This is a genomic window from Streptomyces sp. NBC_00247, from assembly GCF_036188265.1.
Classification (GTDB): Bacteria; Actinomycetota; Actinomycetes; order Streptomycetales; family Streptomycetaceae; genus Streptomyces.
In genome coordinates this window covers 4,699,818-4,721,782 of the sequence record NZ_CP108093.1, presented here as the reverse complement: position 1 = coordinate 4,721,782, position 21,965 = coordinate 4,699,818, and the positions used below count along the sequence as shown (strand labels likewise).

Below are 21,965 nucleotides of genomic sequence, written 5' to 3'. Positions count from 1 at the left end.
CGCGGGAGGGTGGGCCTGCGGGTGTCGTGGACCTAGATGGGCCTAGATGGACAGGGATGGACCGGGATGGTCAGGGATGGACCGCGACGGGTCCGCGGCGGACCGGCCGGACCGCGCGTCAGCCGCTGGAGCAGACCGTGCCGTTGAGGCGGAAGGCCGTCGGGTCGGGGTTGGGTCCGTCGTTGGCGCCGACGAATCCGAAGGAGGCCGTCGAGCCGCCGTCCGGAGCCAGCTGCCCCGCGCCGTCGGGTGCGGTCACCCGCACGTGGGAGCCGGTCTGCTGGAACGTGGCGTTCCAGCCGGAGTCCACCTTCTGAGTACCGGTCGGCCAGTCCCAGTCGACGGTCCAGCCGGTGATCGGCACGTCGGAGAGGTTGCGGACGGTGACCGTGGACACGAATCCGTTGCCCCAGCTCGTGTCACGGTGGTAGGTCACCGCGCATGCCGCGTCCGACGGGACGCCGGTGGTGAAGGTCAGCGGGGAGGACGCTCCGGAAAGCCGTCCCGAGGCGTCGGCCGCCAGTACGTTGACCGTGTGGGTGCTGCCCGGGGGCAGGTTCCGCAGGGTCACGGAGGTGCCGGTGGTCTCACCGATCAGGTAGGTGTGCGCGCCGTCGCGCTCCTGGACCAGGTAGCGGGCGGCGCCCGTCGCGCTGCTCCAGGACAGCCGCGCGGTGGTGTCGGTCACCCCCTCCAGTTTCGGGGTGGCCGGGGTTCCGGCGGCCGAGGCCCCCGGACCGGTGCCGGCTCGCGGTTCGAGGGTGATGGTGAGCAGGGCGGACGCCGGCACGGTGACCCGGGACGTGGACGCCTGCCCGGCGGCCAGCGCGGTGATGTCGCTGTCGCCCGGTGCGTACCGGCTGGCCTTGGGCGCGGTGGCGGCCGGAGTGAAGCCCGCGTACGCGAGGTCCACGGTCCGGGCTTCCGGGTTCTTGTTGACGAGCAGGACGCTCAGCCTCCCGTCGCGACGGAGAACCGCGTGTGCCGAGACGTCCTGCGCGGAGGACGCGGCAGCGACCATGGTGTCGCCCTCGGTGCCCAGTTGGCTGGTCATCTTCATGCCGTAGTAGGGGTGGAACGGCGTGTTCGGTGCCGGCTCGCACACGTCACCGGCGCACGCGCCGCTGGAGAGCATCCCCATGTCGCCGTAGTCCGTCTCGCCGTCGACGGTCGTGATCTGGCCGACGCCGTTGTGGGTGTTCCACCAGTCGACGTTGAACACGCCGTTCTCCAGGGCCGTCATGAACGCGTCGGCGGCGAAGAGTCCGTTGGGGCGGGCGGTGAGCCGAGCACCACCCGTGTTGGTGTTGATCTCGGTGAGGGCGATGCCGATGCCCGGTGAGTCGGCCCCCGCGTACCGGTCGAGCTGGCTGCGCACCTCCCGCAGTTCACCCGGCAGCCTCGCCAGCCTGGCCGAGGCGTCCGCCGCGGTGGTGTCGGACCCACCCGCGTACCAGTGGACGCTCACAAAGTCGATGACGTCGGCCACTTCGGGCAGCACGGTGTTGTTCCAGTCACCGGGGTCCCCCTCGCCGACCACGCCGTCCGGCCATTCGCCCGGAGAGGTGAGGACCGCGCCGATCTTGATGGTCGGGTCGACGGCCTTCATGGCCGCGGCGTAGGCGCGCACCTGGCGGGCGTACTCGCTGGGGCTCTTGTCCTGGTGGTCGTCCTGCTCCCAGCCGCTGCCGTAATGACCGTTGCCGTAGATCTCGTTGCCGATCTCCCAGTACTTCGCGCCGTACTTCTTCGTGACGTTCGCGTACCTGACCCAGCCGGCCGCCTCCTCGGGCGTGCCCGAGCCGTAGTTGGCGATCAGGATGGGTTGCGCGCCGGTGGCGGCGACGGTGCCCATGAAGGCGTCGAAACCGGTGCCCGGGGCGACATAGCCCCCGGGTGCCGTGTGCGTCTCCCAGTGGTAGATGTCCGCGTACGACCCGCCGGGGTAGCGCATCGCGCCCACGTCGGCCGCCTTCATGAGGTCGGCCACCTCGGGATCGTTCATGTGCGAGTCCCACACCGCGGTGTTGACGCCGCGGGCGGTGTCGGACAGCCGGCCCAGCGCCGCTTGGGCGTTGACCTGGACGGCGACGTCCGCGACATCGGTCGCCGAAGACGCGGCGGGCGCGACGCCGACCAGCGACGTCAGCAGGGCCGAGGCCACGGCCAGAACGGCCGCGCCGCGCGCGAGGGGGCGTAAGCCGGTGGCGGCCGGGCGGCCGGTTCCGTGCGGTGCTGGCATGAGAGTCCTCACTGGGTGGTCCGTCGTCACGAGCGGGTCGGTGGATGTCGGGCCGTGCCGCTGAGCAGGCGCACGACCGGCGTGGCAGGTGAAGCGTCGACCGGGCGGCAGAACGTTCCGACCGGGCAGCGGAACGTGCCGCGCGGGCGGCGCGGAAGACGAAACGTGAGCGCGGTGCGGCCGGGCACATACGGGTCGGCCGGATCCCGCCAATGGGAGCGCTCCCATACTGGGAGCGGGGTGACGCCCTGTCAACGCCCGTGCATCAAAGTGATTTCGGAGGCCCTACGACGAGTCCGGGTCGGTTCGGCGCTCACCCGCCCGACCAGCACGCCACGGTCGCCTTCGCGCACCCACCGGACGCACAGTTTCAGCCACACGGCGTGGAAGTGGCGCGTTCGCACATTGCCGCTTCGTTTCACGGCGCGGCAATCTGAAGCGCGGGAGCGCTCCCACAGCGCCTCACGCCGCCGCCATGGCCGACGCTCCTCCATGGAAAGAAGACATCATGGCTTGTCAGGTACACACAAAGCACCGGATCGCGCCTCAGCGGAGGTGGCATGCCTCCCGCGCCTCCGCGTAGGTGGCCTGCTTCGCCCATGGGCCAGCCGTACTTCCTGCGCGGCGACGTGGACCTCGGCTGACCCCGCTGTCCGACGGGCCGTCCCGCCGGCCCGGGAATCCCTCCGACGGGACACGCCCGCATCCGCGGGCACGGTTCGCGTTCGACCAGGAACGCCTCCGCCATCGGCCGCACCGCCCGGTACACCGCTCCGACGCACCGAACCCCCGCCGCCCGCCGCCGCCCACCCACGGAACCGAAAGGCGATCCCTTGCGCCTGCCAGCCCTCCCGCACTCGCCCCGCACGCTCCTCCCGCCCTCCCCTCCCCGCCGTGCCCCCCAAGCACGTCGTTCCCGCTGGGGCGTCGCCCTCGCCGGTGTGACCGCTCTGCTCGCCGCCGCCCTCACGCCGCTCGCCGCGGCTCCTGCCGTGGCCGCACCCACGTTCGCCTACGGCGAGGCGCTGCAGAAGTCGCTCTTCTTCTACGAGGCCCAGCGCTCCGGCCGCCTGCCCGACGACAACCGGGTCTCATGGCGCGGCGACTCGGGTCTGGACGACGGCAAGGACGCCGGTCTGGACCTGACCGGCGGCTGGTACGACGCCGGCGACCACGTCAAGTTCGGTCTGCCCATGGCGTACAGCACCACCGTCCTGGCCTGGGGCGGCGTGGAGCAGAAGGCCGCGTACGCCGCGTCGGGGCAGCTGAAGTACCTCAAGGACAGCCTGCGCTTCGTCAACGACTACTTCGTCAAGGCCCACCCGTCTCCGAACGTGCTGTACGGCCAGGTGGGCAACGGCGCCGACGACCACAAGTGGTGGGGTCCGGCCGAGGTGATGCCGATGGCCCGGCCCGCCTACCGGATCGACGCCTCCTGCCCCGGTACGGACCTCGCGGGGCAGACGGCCGCCGCGATGGCCTCCTCCTCCATGCTGTTCGCCGACGACGACCCGGCCTACGCGGCGAAGCTCGTCACCCACGCGAAGCAGTTGTACGCGTTCGCCGACACCTACCGCGGCAAGTACAGCGACTGCATCACCGACGCGAAGTCGTACTACAACTCCTGGAGCGGATACCAGGACGAGCTGGTGTGGGGTGCAGTCTGGCTCTACCGGGCCACCGGTGACGCCGCCTATCTCGCCAAGGCCGAGCAGTACTACGACGGCCTCTCCACCGAGCCGCAGACCACCACCCGCTCGTACCGGTGGACACTCTCCTGGGACGACACCTCCTACGGCTCCTACGTGCTGCTCGCCAAGATCACCGGAAAGCAGAAGTACATCGACGACACCAACCGGTGGCTGGACTGGTGGACGTCCGGGGTGAACGGTGAGAAGGTCCGCTACTCTCCCGGCGGCGAGGCCGTACTGGACTCGTGGGGCTCCCTGCGGTACGCGGCCAACACCGCGTTCGCCGCACTCTCCTACAGCGACTGGCTGACGGGCGACGCGACCCGCAAGGCGCGCTACCACGACTTCGCGGTGCGCCAGATCGACTACGCGCTCGGCGACAACCCGCGCAAGGCGAGCTACGTCGTCGGCTTCGGCGACACACCTCCCACCAAGCCGCACCACCGGACCTCGCACGGCTCATGGACCGACCAGATCACCAGCCCCGCCGAAAGCCGTCACACGCTCTACGGGGCCCTCGTCGGCGGACCGAGCGCTCCCGACGACGCCTACACGGACGACCGGCAGAACTACACGAACAACGAGGTCGCCACCGACTACAACGCGGCGTTCACCGGCGCCCTCGCCCGCCTGTACGCCGAGTACGGCGGCGCCCCGCTCACCGCCTTCCCGCCGACCGAGCAGCCGGACGGGCCGCAGGTGCTGGCGCAGGCGTCGGTGAACGCCTCCGGGAGCAACTTCACCGAGATCAAGGCGTACCTGGTGAACAAGTCGGCCTGGCCCGCCCGGTCGCTGACGAACGCCTCCCTGCGGTACTACTTCACGCTGGAACCCGGCGTCTCGCCGGCGGACATCACGGTCACCACCAACTACAACCAGTGCGGCACGGCGAGCGCCCCCACGCGGTACGCGGGCGACGTGTACTACGTGAGCGTGGACTGCTCGAACACGGTGATCGCGCCGGCCGGGCAGTCCGCGTACCGCAAGGAGGTCCAGTTCCGCATCAGTTCCTCGGGCGCGTGGGACCCGAGCGACGACTGGTCCCTCCAGGGCCTGCCCAGCACCCCGGGCGCCACCCCGGCGGACGCGCCGCACCTGGTGCTGCTGGACGGGGACGTGCGTCAGTGGGGGGCGCTTCCGGACGGATCCGGTCCGACGCCCACCCCGACCCCGACGCCCACTCCCACCCCGACCCCTACGCCCACCCCGACACCTACACCTACACCGACCCCTACGCCCACGCCCACGCCGACGCCCACGCCGGGCGCCGGTTGCGCCGTCGCCTACAAGGTCGGCTCCTCCTGGGGCGGCGGCTTCACCGCCGACGTCACCATACGCAACACCGGCACCACCGCGGTGAACGGATGGCGTCTCGTCTGGAGTTTCGTCGGTGGCGAGAGGGTCACCAGCGCGTGGAACGCGACCGCCACCCAGACCGGCGTGGCCGTGACGGCCTCCGACGCCGGCCACAACAAGGCCATTTCGCCGGGCGGTTCGGCGTCCTTCGGATTCCAGGGAACCGGTGTCCCCGGCGCCGCGCCGACGGGCTTCGCCCTGAACGGCGTTTCCTGCGCCTGAGAACGTGATCGGTCGCGGCGTCGACGGCGCCGCGACCGTGAACGTGACAGTGATGGACCGCCCCATGGGGCCCGCCGCCGGGTGGGGGGCGGCGGGCGGGACCGCGTTCGCCCATGGCTGCATCGGTGTACCGCGACCGGCGTCACCGCTGGTGTCTCCCGGAACGGCGTGCCACCTGCCGTTACGTTCCTGGCATCCAACACCGGGAGAAGGCCATGCGGGTCAGTCGTCGTTCGCTGCTGAGACTGGGGAGTGCGGGTACGGTCGCCGCCGGGCTCGGGGCCATGGGGCCCGGGGCCGCCGCCTCCAGTACGGACACAGGGGGAGGCGCCAGAGGTGCGAGCGGCAAGGCCGCGAGCGCCGAAGCACCGCGCGTCGCAGGAGCCGCGCCCGTGTCCGTCGGCCCCGTGACGCAGCCCGGGTCGGCGCAGGCCCGGGCGAGTGCCGTCGAGTTGGTCGCGCGGATGACGACGGACGAGAAGATCGCCCTGCTCCACGGGGTGAACGTCAAGGCGGAGGTGGCCCGGCCCGGGTTCATCGGCAAGGTGCCGGGCAACGAGCGCCTCGGCATCCCCGCGACGATCCTGGCCGACGGGCCGAGCGGTGTGGGCAACGGGTCGACGGGGGTGACCCAGTGGCCTTGTTCCAAGGCGCTGGCCGCGACCTGGGACCCGGCCGCGGCCGAGACGTACGGGAGGGCGTACGGGGGTGAGCAGGCGGCCAAGGGGCACAACGTGGCGCTCGGGCCGTGCGTCAACATCCTGCGGACGCCCCGGTGGGGCCGGTCCTTCGAGACGTTCACCGAGGACCCGCACCTCAACGCGGCGCTGGCGGCGCCCGTCGTACGGGGCATCCAGTCGCAGCACGTCATCGCGACGGTGAAGCACTTCGCGGCCAACAACCAGGAGACGCTGCGGCACTCCATCGACGTGGTGGTGTCCCAGCGCGCGCTGCACGAGATCTACTTCCCGGCGTTCCGGGCCGCCGTCCAGCAGGGCGGTGTGGGCGCGGTGATGACCGCGTACAACAAGGTCAACGGGGTCTGGACGCACGAGAACCGCACCCTGGTCCAGGACGTGCTGCGGGACGGCTGGGGCTTCGACGGCATGGTGATGTCGGACTGGGGCGGGACGCACAGCACGGTGCGGACGGCCGAGGCGGGGTCCACCACCGAGATGCCGGGGTCGACGTACTTCGGTACGGCGCTCGCGTCGGCGGTCGCGCGGGGGGCGGTCACCGGGGAGGTGCTCGACACGATGGCCGTGCAGGTGCTGACGGCGATGTACCGGGTCGGACTGTTCGACCACCCGCTCCCCGACCCGCTGACGCTGCTGGACACGGTCGTCTCCACCGAGGAGAACCGGTCGCTGGCCCGTCGGATCGGGGTCCAGGGGAGTGTGCTGCTGAAGAACGCGGGCGGGGTGCTGCCGTTCGCCGCTCCCCGGTCCGTGGCGGTCGTCGGGGACGCGGCCGGCGCCGGGTACCGGTCGCACGGCGGTGGTTCGGGCAGCGTCGACCCGTACGGCGGGGTGGTGACCCCGCTCGCCGGGATCACGGCCCGCGCCGCGAGCGCTTCGACGCCCGTCCCGGTGACGTACGCCCGCGGCACCCTCGGGGTCGGCGCCCTGCCCGCCGTACCCGCGTCCGCCCTGGGCGGGGGGTTGCGTGCCGTCTACTACGCGTCGGCCGACCTCACCGGCACGGTCCTCGCCACAACGACCACCGACCGTCTCGACTGGACGGCCGCGCCCACCCCGGTGAGCGGGCGGACCGGGGCCTGGTCGGTGCGGTACAGCGGTACGTACACGGTGTCGGTCGCCGGACGTCACCGGTTCTCGCTGAGCGGCGGCGGCGCGGTGGTGCTCACGGTCGACGGGACGGTCGTGGCGGATTACGCGACCGGCGCCGAGGTGGTGCAGAACGGCTTCGTGACCCTGGCGGAGGGTCCGCACTCCATCGAGGTCACCTACCGCCACACCTCCGGTACCGCGAGCCTGCGGGTGGGTCACCAGCCGGGGCAGGACCGGCTGATCGCCGAGGCGGCGGCCACCGCCGCGGCGGCCGAGGTCGCGGTGGTGGTCGTGGTGGACGTGACGGCCGAGAGCATGGACCGTTCCACGCTGGCCCTCGCCGCCGACCAGGACGAGCTGATCGCCGCGGTCGCCGCGGCCAACCCCCGTACCGTCGTGGTGCTCAACACCTCGGGCGCCGTACTGATGCCGTGGCTGCCGGAGGTTCCGGCGGTGGTGGCCAACTGGTACGGGGGCCAGGAGCAGGGCAACGCGGTCGCCGCGATGCTCTTCGGCGACGCGGAGCCCGGCGGGCGGCTGCCCGAGACCTTCCCCGCGACGGAGACGCAGGGCCCGGCCAAGCGGCCGGTGGAGTTCCCGGGCGACGGCAAGCAGGTCTACTACGACGAGGGGCTGGCTGTCGGGTACCGCTGGTACGCGCGGTCGGGCGAGCGGCCGCTCTTCCCGTTCGGCCACGGCCTGTCGTACACCACCTTCGCGCTCTTTGGGCTGAAGGTCGCCCGAGCCGGTTCGGGCCACCGGGCGACCTTGCGGGTCCGCAACACCGGGGCCCGCGCGGGCAGCGAGGTCGTACAGCTCTACGTCACCTTCCCCTCGGTGGCGGGCGAACCCCCCTCGCAGCTCAAGGCGTTCGCCAAGGTGACGCTGGAGCCGGGCGCCTCCACGGCCGTCGTCCTGGACGTCCCCCGGGAGGCGCTGGCCGTGTGGCGGTCGGTGGAGGACGGCTGGACCCTGCTGCCGGGCTCGTACGAGTTCGCGGTGGGGCGCTCCTCGGCGGACCTGACCCTGCGTACGCAGGTACGGATCGCCACCCGGTAGGACGGGGATCGGTCTCCTCGGTCACCGGGGCGGAGCGGGGCGCGATACGCTGCGCGCCCCTTCGCCCCGGTGACCGACGGTTGGGAAGGGGTTACGGAGGGGCACAATTTTTCCGTACGACCGCGCAGACGAAGTTGCACCGAGGGAGCACCACCATGGCAACCCCCTTGACCGCCGACACCCTGCTGAAGGCCCTCCGCGACGAGGGACTGAAGGTGGTGGAGTACAAGAACTGGCGCACGAACAACCGTGACCACAAAGGCCCCTGGGGCCCCGTCAATGGCGTGATGATCCATCACACCGTCACGTCCGGTACCCCGAACTCCGTGGAGCTGTGCTATTCGGGCCGCTCCGACCTCCCCGGGCCGCTCTGCCACGGGGTCATCGACAAGGAGGGCACCGTCCACCTGGTCGGAAACGGCCGCGCCAACCACGCCGGTCTCGGCGACGGGGACGTGCTGCGCGCGGTGATCGCCGAGGCTGCGGCGCTGCCCGCCGACAACGAGGCCGACACGGACGGCAACGCCCGTTTCTACGGCTTCGAGTGCGTCAACCTCGGCGACGGCCAGGACCCCTGGCCGGCCGCCCAGTTGCTGGCGATCGAGCGGGCGGCGGCGGCGATCTGCCGTACCCACAAGTGGTCCGAGCGCTCGGTCATCGGGCACCTGGAGTGGCAGCCGGGGAAGGTGGACCCGCGCGGCTTCCCGATGACCGCGATGCGCGACCGGATCGGTGTCCGGCTGGGCGCCGCTCCGGACGGGCCGCTGCCGGAGCCGTACGAGCCGTTCCCCGGGGCCGGGTTCTTCACCACGGGCCGCAACAGTCCGATCATCACCGCCATGGGCAAGCGGCTGGTGGCGGAGGGCTGCGACCTGTACGCGGTCGGGCCCGGGCCCAGCTGGTCGGCGTCCGACCGCGCTTCGTACGCCGCCTGGCAGCGCAAGCTCGGGTACGTCGGCGACGCGGCCGACGGCGTACCGGGTGAGGACAGCTGGGCGAAGCTCAAGGTGCCGAACGTGTGAGGTGGGGACGCGGCGGGGCGGCACGGCCGGTGACTCCGGCCGTGCGCCCCGCCGGCCCCCGGCAGGTCCCGCGCTCAGTCGATCTCGCCCTCGGCGGGGACGGCCGGCATCTCGTCCGCAGCGCCCTTCAGTACGGCGGCCTGGCTGATGGCGTCGGCCAGCCGGGCCACCGAGCCGTCCTCGGTCTCCGCCGCCAGCTTCCTCGCCCGGGAGGCGAGTTCACCGAGATGCGGGGTGCCGGGGAGGGTGCCGCCGCGCAGGATGTCGGCGAAGTAGGCCGCCGTCGCGGTCACTTGGAGGCGTTCGTCGGAGGTGCCCCAGAGCGCTTGGTCGAGGGCGTCGGCCTCCACCGAGCCGGTCGCCTCCCGCGCCTTCCGGGTCGCCGGGTCGAGCCAGCGCACCGTGGCGGTGGCGACGTGGCCCGACGCTCCCGGGCGCAGGCGTACGGCGTAGAGCGCGGTCACCGTGTGGCCGGGGCCGACCTCGCCGCCGTCCACGTCGTCGTCGCGGAAGTCCTCGTCGGCGACGGCCCGGTTCTCGTACCCGATGAGCTTGAACTGCCGGACCGTCTTCCGGTCGAACGCGACCTGCGCCTTGGCGTCGCGGGCGCGCAGTTCGACGTGGGCGGGGAGCTGGTCGACGAAGACCTTGCGGGCCTGGGCCTCGTCGGCGACGTAGGTGGTGTCGCCGTCGCCCTTGTCGGCGAGCCGCTCCATCAGCGCGTCTCCGTAGTCGCTGCCGACGCCGACCCCGAAGAGGGTGATGCCGTACTCGCGCCGCGAGCTGCCGATCCGCTCCAGGATCGCGTCGGCGTCCGTCTCCCCGGTGTTGGCGAGGGCGTCGGAGAGCAGCACGACCCGGTTGGTGGCGCCTTCGCGGCGGCCTTCCACGGCCTCGTCGTAGCCGCGTTCCACCCCGGCGGCGACGTTGGTGGCGCTGTCGGTGCGCAGCGATTCGACGGCCTCGCGGATCTTCGTGCGGTGGCCGCGCAGCCCGGTCATCGGGACCACGGTCTCGGCTTCGTCGCTGAAGGTGACCAGGGCCACCGAGTCGTCGTCGCGCAGTTGCTCGGTGAGGTACGCGAGCGAGGTGCGCACCAGGTCCAGGCGGCCGGTCTCGGCCATGGAACCGGAGATGTCCACGACGAAGGTGAGGGCGGCGGGCGGCCTCGGGACGGTGTCGTCGGCCGCTTTGGTGGCCAGTCCGACCCGCAGCAGCGACCAGTCGTCCGCCCCTTCCCCGGTGCGCGCTCCGTCGACGCTGACGGAGAATCCGTTGCCGCTCGGGCGCTCGTACCCCTGTTTGAAGCTGTTGACGAACTCCTCGGGCCGGACGGTCTCCGGCTTGGGGAGCTGCCCGTCGCCGAGGACGCGGCGCGCGTATCCGTAGCTCGCGGTGTCCACGTCCAGCGCGAAGGTGGAGAGGTAGTCGGGTGCGGCCTCGTCCCCCTTCTCCTGCTTGCCCGCCTCGTCCGGCGCGGTGGCCGCGGGGGCGGGTACGGGGCCGCCCCGCTCGTCCGCGGCGAAACCGTCGGACGAGTGGCCGCCCGACCCGCTCGCCGAGCATCCGGCGAGCAGTGCGGCGCTCACCAGCAGCGCGGCGAGCGCCGCGCCCGCCCGCGCCGGGCCGGCCGGGTGTCTCGATGTGCCGTGGTTCATCTCTGGCCCCCTGTCGTCGACATCTGTGAAGGGGACGCGCGAGGGGGCCACCGGGAGCAGTCGAACCGGTTGCGGATGAGTCTCGATGCGGTGACGGAGAGCAGCCGAAGAGGTTCCGGGCGGCGGAACATCAGGTTCCGGACACGATGTCCCTACGAAGCGGTGTCCGCGCCGTGGTCCGGGGTCGTCGGGCGATCGCCTCGGCCCGCCGAGCCCGCGTCCGCGGACCCCGTGCCCGGCGCGTCGTAGGTGGCGCGGGCGGCGCGCACCTCCTCCATGTGCTCCTCCGCCCAGCCCTTGATCGCGCGCATGACCGGCAGCAGCGAACGGCCGAGCGGGGTCAGCTCGTACGCGACGCGGACCGGGACGGCCGGGGTCACGGTCCGCGACACCAGCCCGTCGCGTTCCAGATTCCGCAGAGTCTGGGTGAGCATTTTCTGGCTCACGCTCGCCAGTCGGCGCTGCAGTCCGGTGTACCGCTGCGGGCCGTCGGCGAGTGCGTTGACGGCGAGGCTGACCCACTTGTCGGAGATGCGGTCCAGCAGCTGTCGGGCAGGGCATTCGGCGAGGTACGCGTCGTAGACGATGCTCGCTTCGTTCCGGCGCTGGGCGGCCGTGCGGGTGGGCATGGCTCTCCTTTCGGTGCCGTACGCACCACGAAGTGCGTACTTCCTGAGGGAGAGTAGGGCTTCCTACGGTGGGCGGCATGGTTACCGAAGAGAAGATGCGTGCGGTGGTCGCCCATGGTTACGGCGGCCCCGAGGTGCTCGGGGCCGTGACGGTTCCGCTGCCGGAGCCCGGCCCGGGGCAGGTGTGCATCCGTGTCGAGGCGGCGACCGTCAATCCGGTGGATCTGGTCACCCGTTCCGGCGGGCTCGTCGGAGCCGGACTGATGGCCGCCCGCGAGCAGACAGGGATCGGATGGGACGTCGCCGGCGTCGTCGACCGGCTCGGGACGGGGGTGACGGCGTTCGCGCCGGGGCAGCGGGTGATCGGGCTGCGCGACCTGCTCGACGTGTCGCTGGGCGCCTACGCCGAATACCTCGTCCTGGACGCGACGGCGGTCGCGCCCGCACCGGCCGACGTCTCCGTCGCGGCCGCGGCGACGCTGCCGTTGAACGGGCTCACCGCCCTCCAGTCCCTCGACCTGCTCGGCCTCGCCGCGGGCGCCACGGTGCTGGTGACCGGAGCCTCCGGGGCGGTCGGAGGTTTCGCCGTCGAGCTGGCGGTCCGGCGCGGCCTGCGCGTCGTCGCCCAGGCCGGTCCCGCCGACGAGGGGTTCGCTCGGAGCATCGGCGCCGAGTGGGTCGTCGGCCGTGACGCGTCCGACCTCGCGGCCGAGGTCCGCCGCCTGGTGCCGGGCGGGGTCGACGGCGCGCTCGACACGGCAGGACTGGGAATCCGCGCCCTGGCCGCTGTCCGCGGCGGCGGCGCCTGCGCCACGGTGGTCGGCGGTTCGGCCCCGCTCCCGTTGCGCGGCATCCGGGTCCACCAGCAGTGGATCCGTGCTGATGGGGCCGCTTTGGCCGAGCTCGCCGCCATGGGTCTGACTCTGCGGGTCGCCGGGACCCTCCCCCTCGAACGCGCCGCCGAGGCGCACGACCGGCTCGCGGCGGGCGGGATACGCGGCCGGCTGGTGCTCGTTCCCTGACGCGACCCGGTCGCACCCCCTGAGGGCTGTCCCGCCATTCCTGGCGGGACAGCCCTCAGGACACGATGTCCTTCCGGCTGAACCCCCGGAAGGCCAGGGCGAAGAGGATCAGGGCGTACGTCACCGACACCGCCGAGCCCTTGATCATGCCGCCCCACTCCAGTCGGGGCTGGAGGGCGTCCGCCCAGGCGAACTGCCAGTGCGCGGGCAGGAAGTCGCGCCAGTGGCCGAGCGCGGTGACCGCGTCCAGGACGTTGCCGACGATGGTCAGGCCGACCGCGCCGCCCACCGCCCCCAGCGGCGCGTCCGTCTTCGTCGACAACCAGAACGCGAGTGCCGCGGTGACGAGTTGGGACACGAAGACGAAGCCGACGACCAGCGCGAGCCGGGGCAGGGCGGCGGACTGGGCGAGTTCGCCGCCGGTCGGCAGTTGGAGAGGGCCCCAGCCGTAGGCCGCCGCCCCGGCCGCCAGGGCGACCAGGGGCAGCAGCACCATCGCGGCGAGGCTGAAGCCGAGGGCGACGACGAGCTTGCTCCACAGCAGCCGGACGCGCGGTACGGGTGCGGCCAGGAGGTAGCGCAGCGAGGACCAGCTCGCCTCGGAGGCGACGGTGTCGCCGCAGAACAGGGCGACCGGCACCACCAGCAGGAAGCCCGCCGAGACGAAGAGGTTCACGGCGGCGAAGTTGGCCGCCGAGGCGGTGGCGGTGTCCATCAGGTTGATCCGGTCGCCCGAGCCGCCCCGGGAACCGGGGGTGCCTCCGATGGCGAAGGCGGTGATCAGGATGAACGGGAGGGCCACTAGCACCCCGCCCATCAGCAGGGTGCGGCGGCGGCGCAGCTGCCGCATCGCTTCGACGCGCAGCGGGAGGGTGCGGCGGGGGTGGTAGCCGGGCGCGCCGGGTGCCCCGGGGGTCCGGGTGGAGCCGGAGCCGGGGCCGGTGAGGACGTCGCTCATGCGGAGCCTCCGGAGATCAGGGTGAGGAACGCGTCCTCCAGGCGGCGGTGCGGTCCGACGCCGGTGAGCGGTACGTCGAGCCGGACGAGTTCGGTGATCAGCGCGGAGGTGGTGGCGCCGTCGAGCCGGACCAGCAGCCCCCGCCCGTCCTCGGTGCGGACGGCCGAGGCGATGCCCGCCAAGGCCTCGATCTTGCGGAGCACCGGTTCGGCGATCTCGTCGGCGGTGGTGACGAGCAGCATGTCGCCGGAGCCGGTGATCTCGGCGACCGGCCCCGCCTGGACGAGTCGGCCCCGGTCCATGACCACGAGGTGGGTGCAGGACTGTTCGACCTCGGAGAGGAGGTGGCTGGAGACGATGACGGTCCGGCCGCCGGCCGCGTAACGGATCATCACGTCCCGCATCTCGCGGATCTGGGGCGGGTCGAGGCCGTTGGTCGGTTCGTCGAGGATGAGCAGGTCCGGCATGCCGAGCATGGCCTGGGCGATGGCGAGGCGCTGGCGCATGCCCTGGGAGTAGGTGCGTACCGCCCGGGCGAGCGCGTCGCCGAGCCCGGCGATCTCCAGGGCCTCGTCCATGCGGGAGTCCTCGGCGGGGCGGCCGGTGGCCTGCCAGTACAGCTCCAGGTTGGCGCGGCCGGTCAGGTGCGGGAGGAAGCCGGCGCCTTCGACGAACGCGCCGACCCGGGAGAGCACCGGGGCACCGGGGCGGATGGCCTCCCCGAAGACGCGGATCTCGCCCGCGTCGGGGGTGATGAGGCCCATCAGCATGCGCAGGGTGGTGGTCTTCCCGGCGCCGTTGGGTCCGAGGAGCCCGAGCACCTGCCCTTGTTCGACACGGAAGCCGAGGTCCTTGACCGCGTAACGGTCGGCGGCGCCCGCGTACTTCTTCGCGAGGCCGGTGATCTGGAGCGGTACGCCCGCGAGTGCGGGGTCCGGGGCGGGTGACGACGTGGTGCGGCGCCGCGCCGTGAGCAGCAGTGCGGCGGCCACCAGGAGGGCGGCTGCGGGAAGTCCCCAGGTCCACCAGGGGAGTCCGGCGGCCGAGGCGGTCAGTCCGGCGTCGGTGGGCAGGGAGAGCGGGCCGTCGACGGAGACGGTGTACGTGTTCGGTTCGGCCGGGGAGGCGTAGCCGAGGTCCGTCGCGGAGAGGACCAGGCGGAGCCGGTGCCCGGCGTCGAAGGCGTGGTCGACGGCGGGCAGGGTCAGTTCGAGGGGCTTGCCCTGCTGGTCGGGGGTGATCCGGAAGGGGGCGACGAGCTGCGAGGGCAGTTCCTGGCGCGTGCCGTCCGGGGAGACGTCGTAGACCTTGCCGAAGAGGACGGCGTCACCGGTGCGGGCCTTGACGGTGGCCTTCACGGTGGGGGTGCCGGTGACGCGTACCGAGGAGGTCAGCGGGGCGCTGTCGAAGGTGGCGTGCTGTCCGGGGAAGTCCAGCGAGAGGCCGACGCCGAGGGAGGAGAGCTGGGAGAGTCCGGCGCCGAGTCCGGGGACGGCGGAGATCGCGGGTGGGCTGCCCCCGGCCGGGTTGCGGATGGTCGCGGTCTTCCCGCTGAGGGCGAAATCCCGGGTGCCGCCGCGCAGCCCGGGGTAGCTGTCGGCACTCGCGCCCCGGGTGAGGGCGGTCCCGTCGGTGGAGTCGACACCGCCGGTGCGGGTGACGCGGAAGGCGGGGCCGGTGCCGGCGCCCCGGTCGTCCTTGAGGTAGCGGTCGAACCAGGCGGCGACGCGGCTCCGGACGCGGGCGTCCTCGGTGTCGCCGCCGTCGTGGCCACCGGCGATCCAGTCGACGGAGACCGGTGCGCCGTTGGCCGCGACGGCCTTCGCCATGGCGTCGGCCTGGCCGAGGGGGAAGAGGGAGTCGGTCTGGCCCTGCACGATGAGAGTGGGCACGTCGATGCGGTCGGCGACGGCGGAAGGGGAACGTTCCGTCAGCAGGGCGCGTGCTTCCGCGTCCGGTACGCCGCTCGCCGCGACACGTTCGTACATCGCGCAGAGCCTCTTCTCGAACTTCTCGCAGCCACCGCCGCTGGTGACGAAGATCCCGGCCCAGAGCTTCTTGAAGACGCCGTCCGGGAAGAGGGCGTCGGCGAGGTCCCAGTAGGTGATGACGGGTGCGACGGCGTCCACGCGGTCGTCGTACCCGGCGGCGAGGAGGGAGACCGCACCGCCGTACGAGGCGCCGGTGACGCCGACGCGCGGGTCGCCCTCGCCGTCGAGCAGGACTTCCGGGCGGGCGGCCAGCCAGTCGACGAGGCGGGAGACGTCCGCGACCTCGGCGTCCGGGTCGTTCAGGCCGATCTCGCCCCCGGACCTGCCGAACCCGCGCGCGGACCAGGTGAGGACCGCGTACCCGTCCGCCGCGAGCTCCTCGGCCTCGGCGCGCACGTCGTCCTTGCTGCCGCCGAAGCCGTGGCCGAGGAGCACGGCGGGGCGCCGCCCGCCGCCGCCGGCCGTGAAGTACGAGGTGTCCAGGGCGACTCCGCCGCCACTGATCGTCCGGTCCTGGCGGTGCACGGGAGGTGTGCCGTCGTCGGCCACGGCGGTCCAGGTGCCGGCGCCGGCGAGCACGACGAGTGCGGCGACGGCCGCCGCCCATCGGCCGCGCGCGCGGGGCCACCGGAGCCGTCGTGGGGTAGAGGTCTCCATGTCACGACCCTAGGGCGTGCGGTCAGGCGTTCCCCGGGCCGGAGGGCGGAACCCTCCGGCCTCCTTGAGAGGTACGGCTCCCCGGGCGCGTACTGCGGACGCGGTACGCGCCCCGGGGCCGGTGTTCTCAGCCGCCCTGGCGGTGCTGGGGCGGGACGGCGGTCTCCAGGAAGAAGCTGTCGATGCTCTGGACGGTGTGAACGAAGTCGTCCAGGTTGACCGGCTTGGTCACGTAGGCGTTGGCGTGCTGCGTGTAGGCGTCCTGGACGTCGTCGGGCGCGGCCGAGGTGGTGAGGACCACGATCGGGATGCTGGAGAGCTTCTCGTCGTTCTTGAGCACGCCGAGCAGCTCACGGCCGTTCATGCGCGGCATGTTGAGGTCGAGCACGATCAGGTCCGGCCGGTCCTTCGCGGGGTCGCGCAGGTACTCCAGGGCGGACACCCCGTCGTCGACCCGGTTGATGCCCCGCGCCATACCGCGCTCGATCAGGGCCTCCTCGATGAGCATGGCGTCGGCCACGTCGTCCTCCACGAGCAGGACGGTGTAGCTGCGCCGGGGGGCAAGGCCGTTCATGTGGGGGCTCCGGTGATCGTTGGGCAGGGGGCGGGAGGGGGGTCGTTGGGTGAAGACCAGGCCGGGCCAGCGCTTGCGGGCACCCTGCCGGCTGACGCCCCAGGCGCTGCCCAGCTGCGGGTAGCCGGCTCCCTCGCCGGCGGCGGCGCGGGCCGCGGCGGCGGCGCACTCGTCCACCGCTCTGCTGAGGAGGGCCAGCGCGCGCAGTGAGGCGAGCGGGTCGGTCCAGTTCTCGTCCGCCGGGGTGCCGTCGCCGTCACGGTCCTCCCCGTACGGCACGGCGTCCGGCTCCAGCGCCAGGCGCTGTGCCAGGTCCGCGACCGCGCGGCGCGCGCGGTCGGCGAGCTCGTCCGTCCCGGGACGCGCCGAGGTCTCCACTGTCATGGCCGCACCGTAGCCGGAGCGGGAGGCCCGCGACAACCTGCGTTGTCGGCGGGGTAGGGTGACCCGCGCTCCGGTGGGTACTGGAGCCCGTGGTCCACCCACCGTTTCCCAGCCGAGTGAGAGGTAAACCACCGTGCAGAGCGCCGAAGAGGGCTTCCGGCCGGCCGAGCTCCGGCCGGAGCGGGACCGGCCCGGCTGGACCACCAGCCGCTGGCTCGTCACGGGCACCACCGTGGCCCTGGTGGTGCTGCTCGTGCTCGGCAGCTGCGGCACCTGGGCCCTGGTCCGGTCCACGGCGGTCAATCAGCGGCTCATCGGGCGCTGGTCCCCCGCACTCATCTCCTCGGTGCGCATGGAGGCGGCGCTGGTCAACCAGGAGACGGGCATCCGCGGTTACGGACTGGCCGGGGACGCGGAGTTCCTCGACCCCTACCGCGCCGGTCTGGCCCAGCAGAAGACCGCGATGGCGGAGCTGGAGGACCTCACGGCCGGGGACGCGCGGGCCTCGGCCGACCTCGCGCGGGTGGGCGAGCTCGCGGAGCACTGGCACGCCTCCGTCGCCCGGCCCATCGCCGCCGCCGCGGACCCGACCGACCTGGCCCAGGAGCGCGCGGAGAGCGGGCGGACCCAGTTCGACGCGCTGCGCACCGCGCTCAGGGTCCAGCAGGACCACATCGCCGCGGAGCGCGACCGGGCACGGACCGATCTGGCCTCCGTGCGGACCATGCGCAACACGGTCTTCCTCGTGATCGCCGCCGTGATGCTGGCGGTGATGGCCCTGGCCTTCGCGGGCCTGCGGCTGGGGGTGCAGCGGCCGTTGGACCGGCTGCGGGCCGACGTCCGCAAGGTCGCCTCCGGGGACTACGCCCACGCACTGAGCCCCACCGGCCCGGCCGACATCCAGGTCCTCGCCGCCGACGTGGACGCCATGCGCCGCCGGCTCGCGGAAGACCTCGAACTCAAGGACCGGGCCCGGGCGGCCCTCGACGCCCAGACCGTCGAACTGCGCCGCTCCAACGAGGAGCTGGAGCAGTTCGCGTACGTCGCCTCGCACGACCTCCAGGAACCCCTGCGCAAGGTGGCCAGCTTCTGCCAGCTGCTGGAGCGGCGGTACGCCGAGCAGCTCGACGACCGGGCCAAGCAGTACATCTCCTTCGCCGTCGACGGCGCCAACCGCATGCAGCTCCTCATCAACGACCTGCTGACCTTCTCGCGCGTCGGACGGCTCCACACCGACGACCAGCCGGTCGACCTGGCGGGACTGGTGCGGCGGACGGCCGGCGATCTGGACGTGGCCGTCCAGCAGACGGGTGCCACCGTCACCCACGACGAGCTGCCGGCGGTCCACGGGCAGCCGACACAACTCGGCCTGGTGCTGCAGAACCTGATCTCCAACGCGATCAAGTTCCGCAAGCCCGACACCGCGCCCACCGTCCACCTCTCCGCCCGCCGGGTGCCGAACCCGGGCCACGAGGGGAACGCGGAGAGCGGGCGCCCGTTCTGGGAGATCTCGGTGACCGACAACGGCATCGGCATCGCGCCCGAGTACGCGGAAAGGGTCTTCGTCATCTTCCAGCGGCTGCACACCCGCGAGACCTACGAAGGCAACGGCATCGGCCTGGCGCTCTGCAAGAAGATCGTCGAGCACCACGGCGGCTCGATCGCCGTGGACACCACCTACACCTCGGGCACCCGCTTCGTCTTCACCCTGCCGGGGGTGGCGGACGAGGACGGGAAGGCGGAGGCGGAGGAAAACACCGAGCGGTAGCCCCCGCTCCGAACCGATACTCGGGCCATGCCCCCCCTCCGACACCTTCTCCCCGCTGACGAGGGCGTTCCCGGCCGAACTGGCCGAGGACGCGCGGGCGGTCGCGGCGATCGTGCCGCCCGCCAAGACCGCCCCGCACGAGCCGTTCCCGGTCGTCGTGCTGGGCCGGGACGTGATGATCCCCGTACGTCTCTACAGCGACGAACCGCCGCCGGAGGCGGTATCCGCCCTGCCGCCGCGCCAACGGCAGCTTCTGCACTGCCTGTACTCACGCCACCACGACGGCCGGGTCAGGCAGCGGCACCTGGAGGAGATCGTCGGCTCGGCGGACCCGTGGGTCGTGCCGTACGTGGTCCAGCTCGCCGGCGAGTACGTCGTGGAGATCCTGGTCGTCCTGCGGGACTCGCTCCGCGACCTGGACGTGCCCGGCAGCGAGCTCCGCCTCGCCCACGGCCGGTTCCTCGTGGAGAACCCGGAGTTCTTCGCCCGGACGCAGCGGCGGATCGTGAGCTACTGGAGCTGTTACCACCTCCACCGCGGGAGCTTTCGCGATTTCCCCGGATCGACCGTCCTCGACCTCTTCCTCTCCGCCGCCTCGGGGGCCGCGGGGCGCCGCTGGCCCAGCGTCGCGCCCAGGGCCCGCACGCGGCTGGACGGGTACTGCTGAGCCGGCCGCACCGAGCCGCCTCACGCGGGCCGGGGCGCGCCGTCCGGTGCCGCGTACGGCGTCTCCCGCGGCAACAGGGCACTCGCCGCGTCGAGGTCTCCGGCGCGGACCAGGTGGTGGATCTCCCGGGCGAGCGGGGTGACGTCGGTGACGGAGACGGTCCACTCGTCCGCGTACCGCGCCGATGCCTCGCCGGACAGGCCCAGTTGGAGGGAGCGGTACGGGAGCGGGTTCAGCCGCAGGTCGCGCTCGGGGTCCCACTGGACGCGGGCGGGGGCGCGGCGCAGGCTGCGGCTCCAGGCGGCGCGGTCGGGGTGGAGTCCCCTCACGTAATGGGAGAGTTCGGCGTGCTCCAGGGCCCAGGCGAAGCCCTCGCGGGTGATCTCGACGGCGAGGACCGTCTCCTGGCCCTCCTTGAGGGCCCAGCCGCAGCGGTACATCATCCAGAGGAAGCTCGGCTTGATCCAGGTCATCCGGTCGCGCTTCCAGGCCGGCGGGAAGCGGTTGTCCCGGGCGGCCGGGAGGCCGATCTCCGGCCGGTAGGCCTGGTAGACGGTGACGGTGGTGTCGGTGTGCCGGGCCCGTATCCCGTACCGCGGTGTGCTCATCGGACCAGTCTCGGCGACCGCCCCGGCCCGCCGCACCGGCTTTTTCCCGGGCGGCGGCCGGTGCCGACGGCGGGTCAGAGCTCGGTGGCGTCGTCCCCGGGGCCACCGGCGGGGCCGCTCTCCGCCTGCAGCGCGAGGTCGCGGAGCACGTCGGTGGAGGAGACGTCGGTCTGGCCTGAGTCGTGGACCCGCGCCAGCATCGTGTAGGCGAGGGTGAACGCCCCGACCAACTGCTCGACCGCGCCGCCCACCTCGCGGCCGATCAGGGCTGCCATCTCCTCGACGGTGGCGTCCCCGGGGATCGCGATGCGCGGCATCGTCTCGTTCAGCAGGGCGGTGACGACACTGCCCTCCATGTCGACGTCGTCGCGCTCCACGTCCTCTTCGAGGAGCCGCTGGATCTCGCCGGCCTCGGTGAGAATGCCGATCACTCGCTTCAGGACTTCCCTCTGCTCCATCCCGCGAGCATAGAGGCTGCCCCCTGCCCCCTGACGGGTGCGCGACGGATCCAGGAACGTCCCCGGGGTACTCCCGGGCCGACCCGACCGGCACGTTTCCGGTGGTCCGCGCACCACGGGGAGGCCTTCACCGTCGAACTGCTCAGCGAGCCCGTCGGGAAAAAGCAGACTCCCATTCGATTTGCCCGAAAACTGCCGTTACGTTCCTGCACCTTCTTCACAGGGCGCACACAAGGTGTCACGGCACGGGGCGCGGGGCGCACGCGGACGACCTTGCCCTTGCGGCAGAAGGGTGGATGCATTGCGCACCATTTGGCAGGGTCGCGACGATCGTGTCGAGTGCGAGCTACATCCGTCCATAACGGAAATGTCTGCACTGTGTAACCGCGCTCTGGAGCGACTTCCGGCCATCTGCGAATCCCGACAGAGTCTGTGCTCCCGGCAGCGAACGCCGGGGCCGAGCACCGCCCGGACCGCAGGGTCCGGGCCTGTACCGAGGGGTCCCATGTCCCGCACCGCACGACGGATCACCGCTACTGTCCTCGCTTCCGGCGCCCTGCTGGCGGCAGCCGCGCTGCCGGCCTCCGCGGACGGCCACGACCGCGGCCACGACCGCGTCCAGCCCGCCCCGCGCTCCTCCGTCGTCCTGGGCAAGGTCCAGTACGACAGCCCGGGCCGCGACAACCGCTCCAACCGTTCGCTGAACGACGAGTGGGTGACCGTCACCAACACGTCCCGTCAGGCCGTGAACCTGCGCGGCTGGACCCTCACCGACGAGAGCCGTCGCACCTACCGCTTCGACCTGCGCCTCGCGGGCCGTTCGTCGGTGCGCGTCCACACCGGTGTGGGCCGTGACAGCCGCACGGACGTCTACCAGGACCGCAACAACTACGTCTGGGACAACAGCGACACCGCCACGCTGCGCGACTCCCGCGGCCGGAAGATCGACGAGAAGTCGTGGGGCCGGCACGGTGGCCGCGACGACAACCGCGGCCACGACCGCGACCACCGCCGCTGAGCGCACCGGAGGGGCCAGGCCCCACCGGGTGACGAGGTGGCACGGCCCGGGCAGGCGCGCGCTGACCGGGCACGGCCGAGTGGAGACGATCGGACGGCGCCCCGCGGCAATCCAGCCGCGGGGCGCCGCGTCGTTCGTCCGGGGCACGTCTTCGGGAGCGGGTCCCAGGGGATGGGGGCGTCCGCGCGGGC

Annotated in this window: 15 protein-coding genes; 7 read left to right on the top strand and 8 right to left on the bottom strand. The window is 72.5% G+C overall.

Annotation, left to right across the window (positions count from 1 at the left end):
- Positions 1 to 118: 118 nt before the first annotated feature.
- The gene (locus OHT52_RS20375; RefSeq protein WP_328721618.1) at positions 119 to 2,242 is read right to left on the bottom strand and encodes a cellulose binding domain-containing protein; all 2,124 of its coding nucleotides are present in this window, start codon (positions 2,240 to 2,242) and stop codon (positions 119 to 121) included.
- A gap of 941 nt (positions 2,243 to 3,183) precedes the next feature.
- Between OHT52_RS20375 and OHT52_RS20370 the strand changes: the two genes are divergently transcribed.
- The 3 genes from OHT52_RS20370 (at position 3,184) to OHT52_RS20360 (ending at position 9,382) form a co-directional block, all read left to right on the top strand.
- On the top strand, positions 3,184 to 5,511 hold the full coding sequence (locus tag OHT52_RS20370; RefSeq protein WP_328721617.1) for a glycoside hydrolase family 9 protein: 2,328 nt from the start codon (positions 3,184 to 3,186) through the stop codon (positions 5,509 to 5,511).
- A 392-nt stretch (positions 5,512 to 5,903) separates the two neighbouring features.
- Positions 5,904 to 8,360 carry a glycoside hydrolase family 3 C-terminal domain-containing protein gene (locus OHT52_RS20365; RefSeq protein ID WP_328721616.1) on the top strand — a complete coding sequence of 819 codons (2,457 nt, stop codon included), beginning with the start codon at positions 5,904 to 5,906 and terminating at the stop codon, positions 8,358 to 8,360.
- Positions 8,361 to 8,515: 155 nt separating this feature from the next.
- Positions 8,516 to 9,382 (top strand): peptidoglycan-binding protein, encoded by an 867-nt coding sequence (locus OHT52_RS20360; RefSeq protein ID WP_328721615.1) that lies wholly within the window; start codon positions 8,516 to 8,518, stop codon positions 9,380 to 9,382.
- A 74-nt stretch (positions 9,383 to 9,456) separates the two neighbouring features.
- On the opposite strand, the gene OHT52_RS20355 is transcribed toward OHT52_RS20360, so the two are convergent.
- Positions 9,457 to 11,040, bottom strand: coding sequence for a vWA domain-containing protein (locus OHT52_RS20355; protein ID WP_328721614.1), 1,584 nt, complete (start codon positions 11,038 to 11,040; stop codon positions 9,457 to 9,459).
- A gap of 152 nt (positions 11,041 to 11,192) precedes the next feature.
- A complete protein-coding gene (locus OHT52_RS20350; protein ID WP_328721613.1) occupies positions 11,193 to 11,669 on the bottom strand; it encodes a winged helix-turn-helix transcriptional regulator in 477 nt (158 codons plus the stop codon).
- 77 nt (positions 11,670 to 11,746) lie between these two features.
- Here OHT52_RS20350 and OHT52_RS20345 point away from each other — a divergent pair, with 77 nt between their 5' ends.
- Complete coding sequence (locus tag OHT52_RS20345) at positions 11,747 to 12,691, top strand: NADP-dependent oxidoreductase (RefSeq protein WP_328721612.1); 945 nt, start codon at positions 11,747 to 11,749, stop codon at positions 12,689 to 12,691.
- 55 nt (positions 12,692 to 12,746) lie between these two features.
- On the opposite strand, the gene OHT52_RS20340 is transcribed toward OHT52_RS20345, so the two are convergent.
- From OHT52_RS20340 to OHT52_RS20330, 3 genes are all read right to left on the bottom strand, one after another.
- On the bottom strand, positions 12,747 to 13,649 hold the full coding sequence (locus tag OHT52_RS20340) for an ABC transporter permease (protein ID WP_328721611.1): 903 nt from the start codon (positions 13,647 to 13,649) through the stop codon (positions 12,747 to 12,749).
- The gene (locus OHT52_RS20335; protein WP_328721610.1) at positions 13,646 to 16,297 is read right to left on the bottom strand and encodes an alpha/beta fold hydrolase; all 2,652 of its coding nucleotides are present in this window, start codon (positions 16,295 to 16,297) and stop codon (positions 13,646 to 13,648) included. Before OHT52_RS20335 ends, OHT52_RS20340 begins: the two co-directional genes overlap by 4 nt.
- 127 nt (positions 16,298 to 16,424) lie before the next feature.
- Entirely contained in the window at positions 16,425 to 17,255 is an 831-nt protein-coding gene (locus OHT52_RS20330) for a response regulator (RefSeq protein ID WP_328721609.1), read from the bottom strand.
- A gap of 133 nt (positions 17,256 to 17,388) precedes the next feature.
- Here OHT52_RS20330 and OHT52_RS20325 point away from each other — a divergent pair, with 133 nt between their 5' ends.
- Both OHT52_RS20325 and OHT52_RS20320 read left to right on the top strand, forming a co-directional pair.
- Positions 17,389 to 19,023, top strand: coding sequence for a sensor histidine kinase (locus OHT52_RS20325; RefSeq protein WP_328721608.1), 1,635 nt, complete (start codon positions 17,389 to 17,391; stop codon positions 19,021 to 19,023).
- 112 nt (positions 19,024 to 19,135) lie between these two features.
- Positions 19,136 to 19,690 carry a hypothetical protein gene (locus tag OHT52_RS20320; RefSeq protein WP_328721607.1) on the top strand — a complete coding sequence of 185 codons (555 nt, stop codon included), beginning with the start codon at positions 19,136 to 19,138 and terminating at the stop codon, positions 19,688 to 19,690.
- A gap of 20 nt (positions 19,691 to 19,710) precedes the next feature.
- Here the strand turns inward: OHT52_RS20320 and OHT52_RS20315 are convergent, their stop codons facing one another.
- Complete coding sequence (locus OHT52_RS20315; protein WP_328721606.1) at positions 19,711 to 20,298, bottom strand: DUF4291 domain-containing protein; 588 nt, start codon at positions 20,296 to 20,298, stop codon at positions 19,711 to 19,713.
- Positions 20,299 to 20,372: 74 nt separating this feature from the next.
- Positions 20,373 to 20,756 carry a hypothetical protein gene (locus tag OHT52_RS20310; protein ID WP_328721605.1) on the bottom strand — a complete coding sequence of 128 codons (384 nt, stop codon included), beginning with the start codon at positions 20,754 to 20,756 and terminating at the stop codon, positions 20,373 to 20,375.
- A gap of 505 nt (positions 20,757 to 21,261) precedes the next feature.
- Between OHT52_RS20310 and OHT52_RS20305 the strand changes: the two genes are divergently transcribed.
- Entirely contained in the window at positions 21,262 to 21,774 is a 513-nt protein-coding gene (locus OHT52_RS20305) for a lamin tail domain-containing protein (RefSeq protein ID WP_328721604.1), read from the top strand.
- Positions 21,775 to 21,965 lie beyond the last annotated feature (191 nt).

Excerpts from the sequence above, each read along its gene's own strand:
- OHT52_RS20375 (WP_328721618.1), bottom strand. The coding sequence starts at position 2,242 with ATGCCAGCACCGCACGGAACCGGCCGCCCGGCCGCCACCGGCTTACGC.
- OHT52_RS20360 (WP_328721615.1), top strand. The coding sequence starts at position 8,516 with ATGGCAACCCCCTTGACCGCCGACACCCTGCTGAAGGCCCTCCGCGAC.
- OHT52_RS20355 (WP_328721614.1), bottom strand. The coding sequence starts at position 11,040 with ATGAACCACGGCACATCGAGACACCCGGCCGGCCCGGCGCGGGCGGGC.
- OHT52_RS20350 (WP_328721613.1), bottom strand. The coding sequence starts at position 11,669 with ATGCCCACCCGCACGGCCGCCCAGCGCCGGAACGAAGCGAGCATCGTC.
- OHT52_RS20345 (WP_328721612.1), top strand. The coding sequence starts at position 11,747 with ATGGTTACCGAAGAGAAGATGCGTGCGGTGGTCGCCCATGGTTACGGC.
- OHT52_RS20340 (WP_328721611.1), bottom strand. The coding sequence starts at position 13,649 with ATGAGCGACGTCCTCACCGGCCCCGGCTCCGGCTCCACCCGGACCCCC.
- OHT52_RS20335 (WP_328721610.1), bottom strand. The coding sequence starts at position 16,297 with ATGGAGACCTCTACCCCACGACGGCTCCGGTGGCCCCGCGCGCGCGGC.
- OHT52_RS20330 (WP_328721609.1), bottom strand. The coding sequence starts at position 17,255 with ATGACAGTGGAGACCTCGGCGCGTCCCGGGACGGACGAGCTCGCCGAC.
- OHT52_RS20315 (WP_328721606.1), bottom strand. The coding sequence starts at position 20,298 with ATGAGCACACCGCGGTACGGGATACGGGCCCGGCACACCGACACCACC.
- OHT52_RS20310 (WP_328721605.1), bottom strand. The coding sequence starts at position 20,756 with ATGGAGCAGAGGGAAGTCCTGAAGCGAGTGATCGGCATTCTCACCGAG.
- OHT52_RS20305 (WP_328721604.1), top strand. The coding sequence starts at position 21,262 with ATGTCCCGCACCGCACGACGGATCACCGCTACTGTCCTCGCTTCCGGC.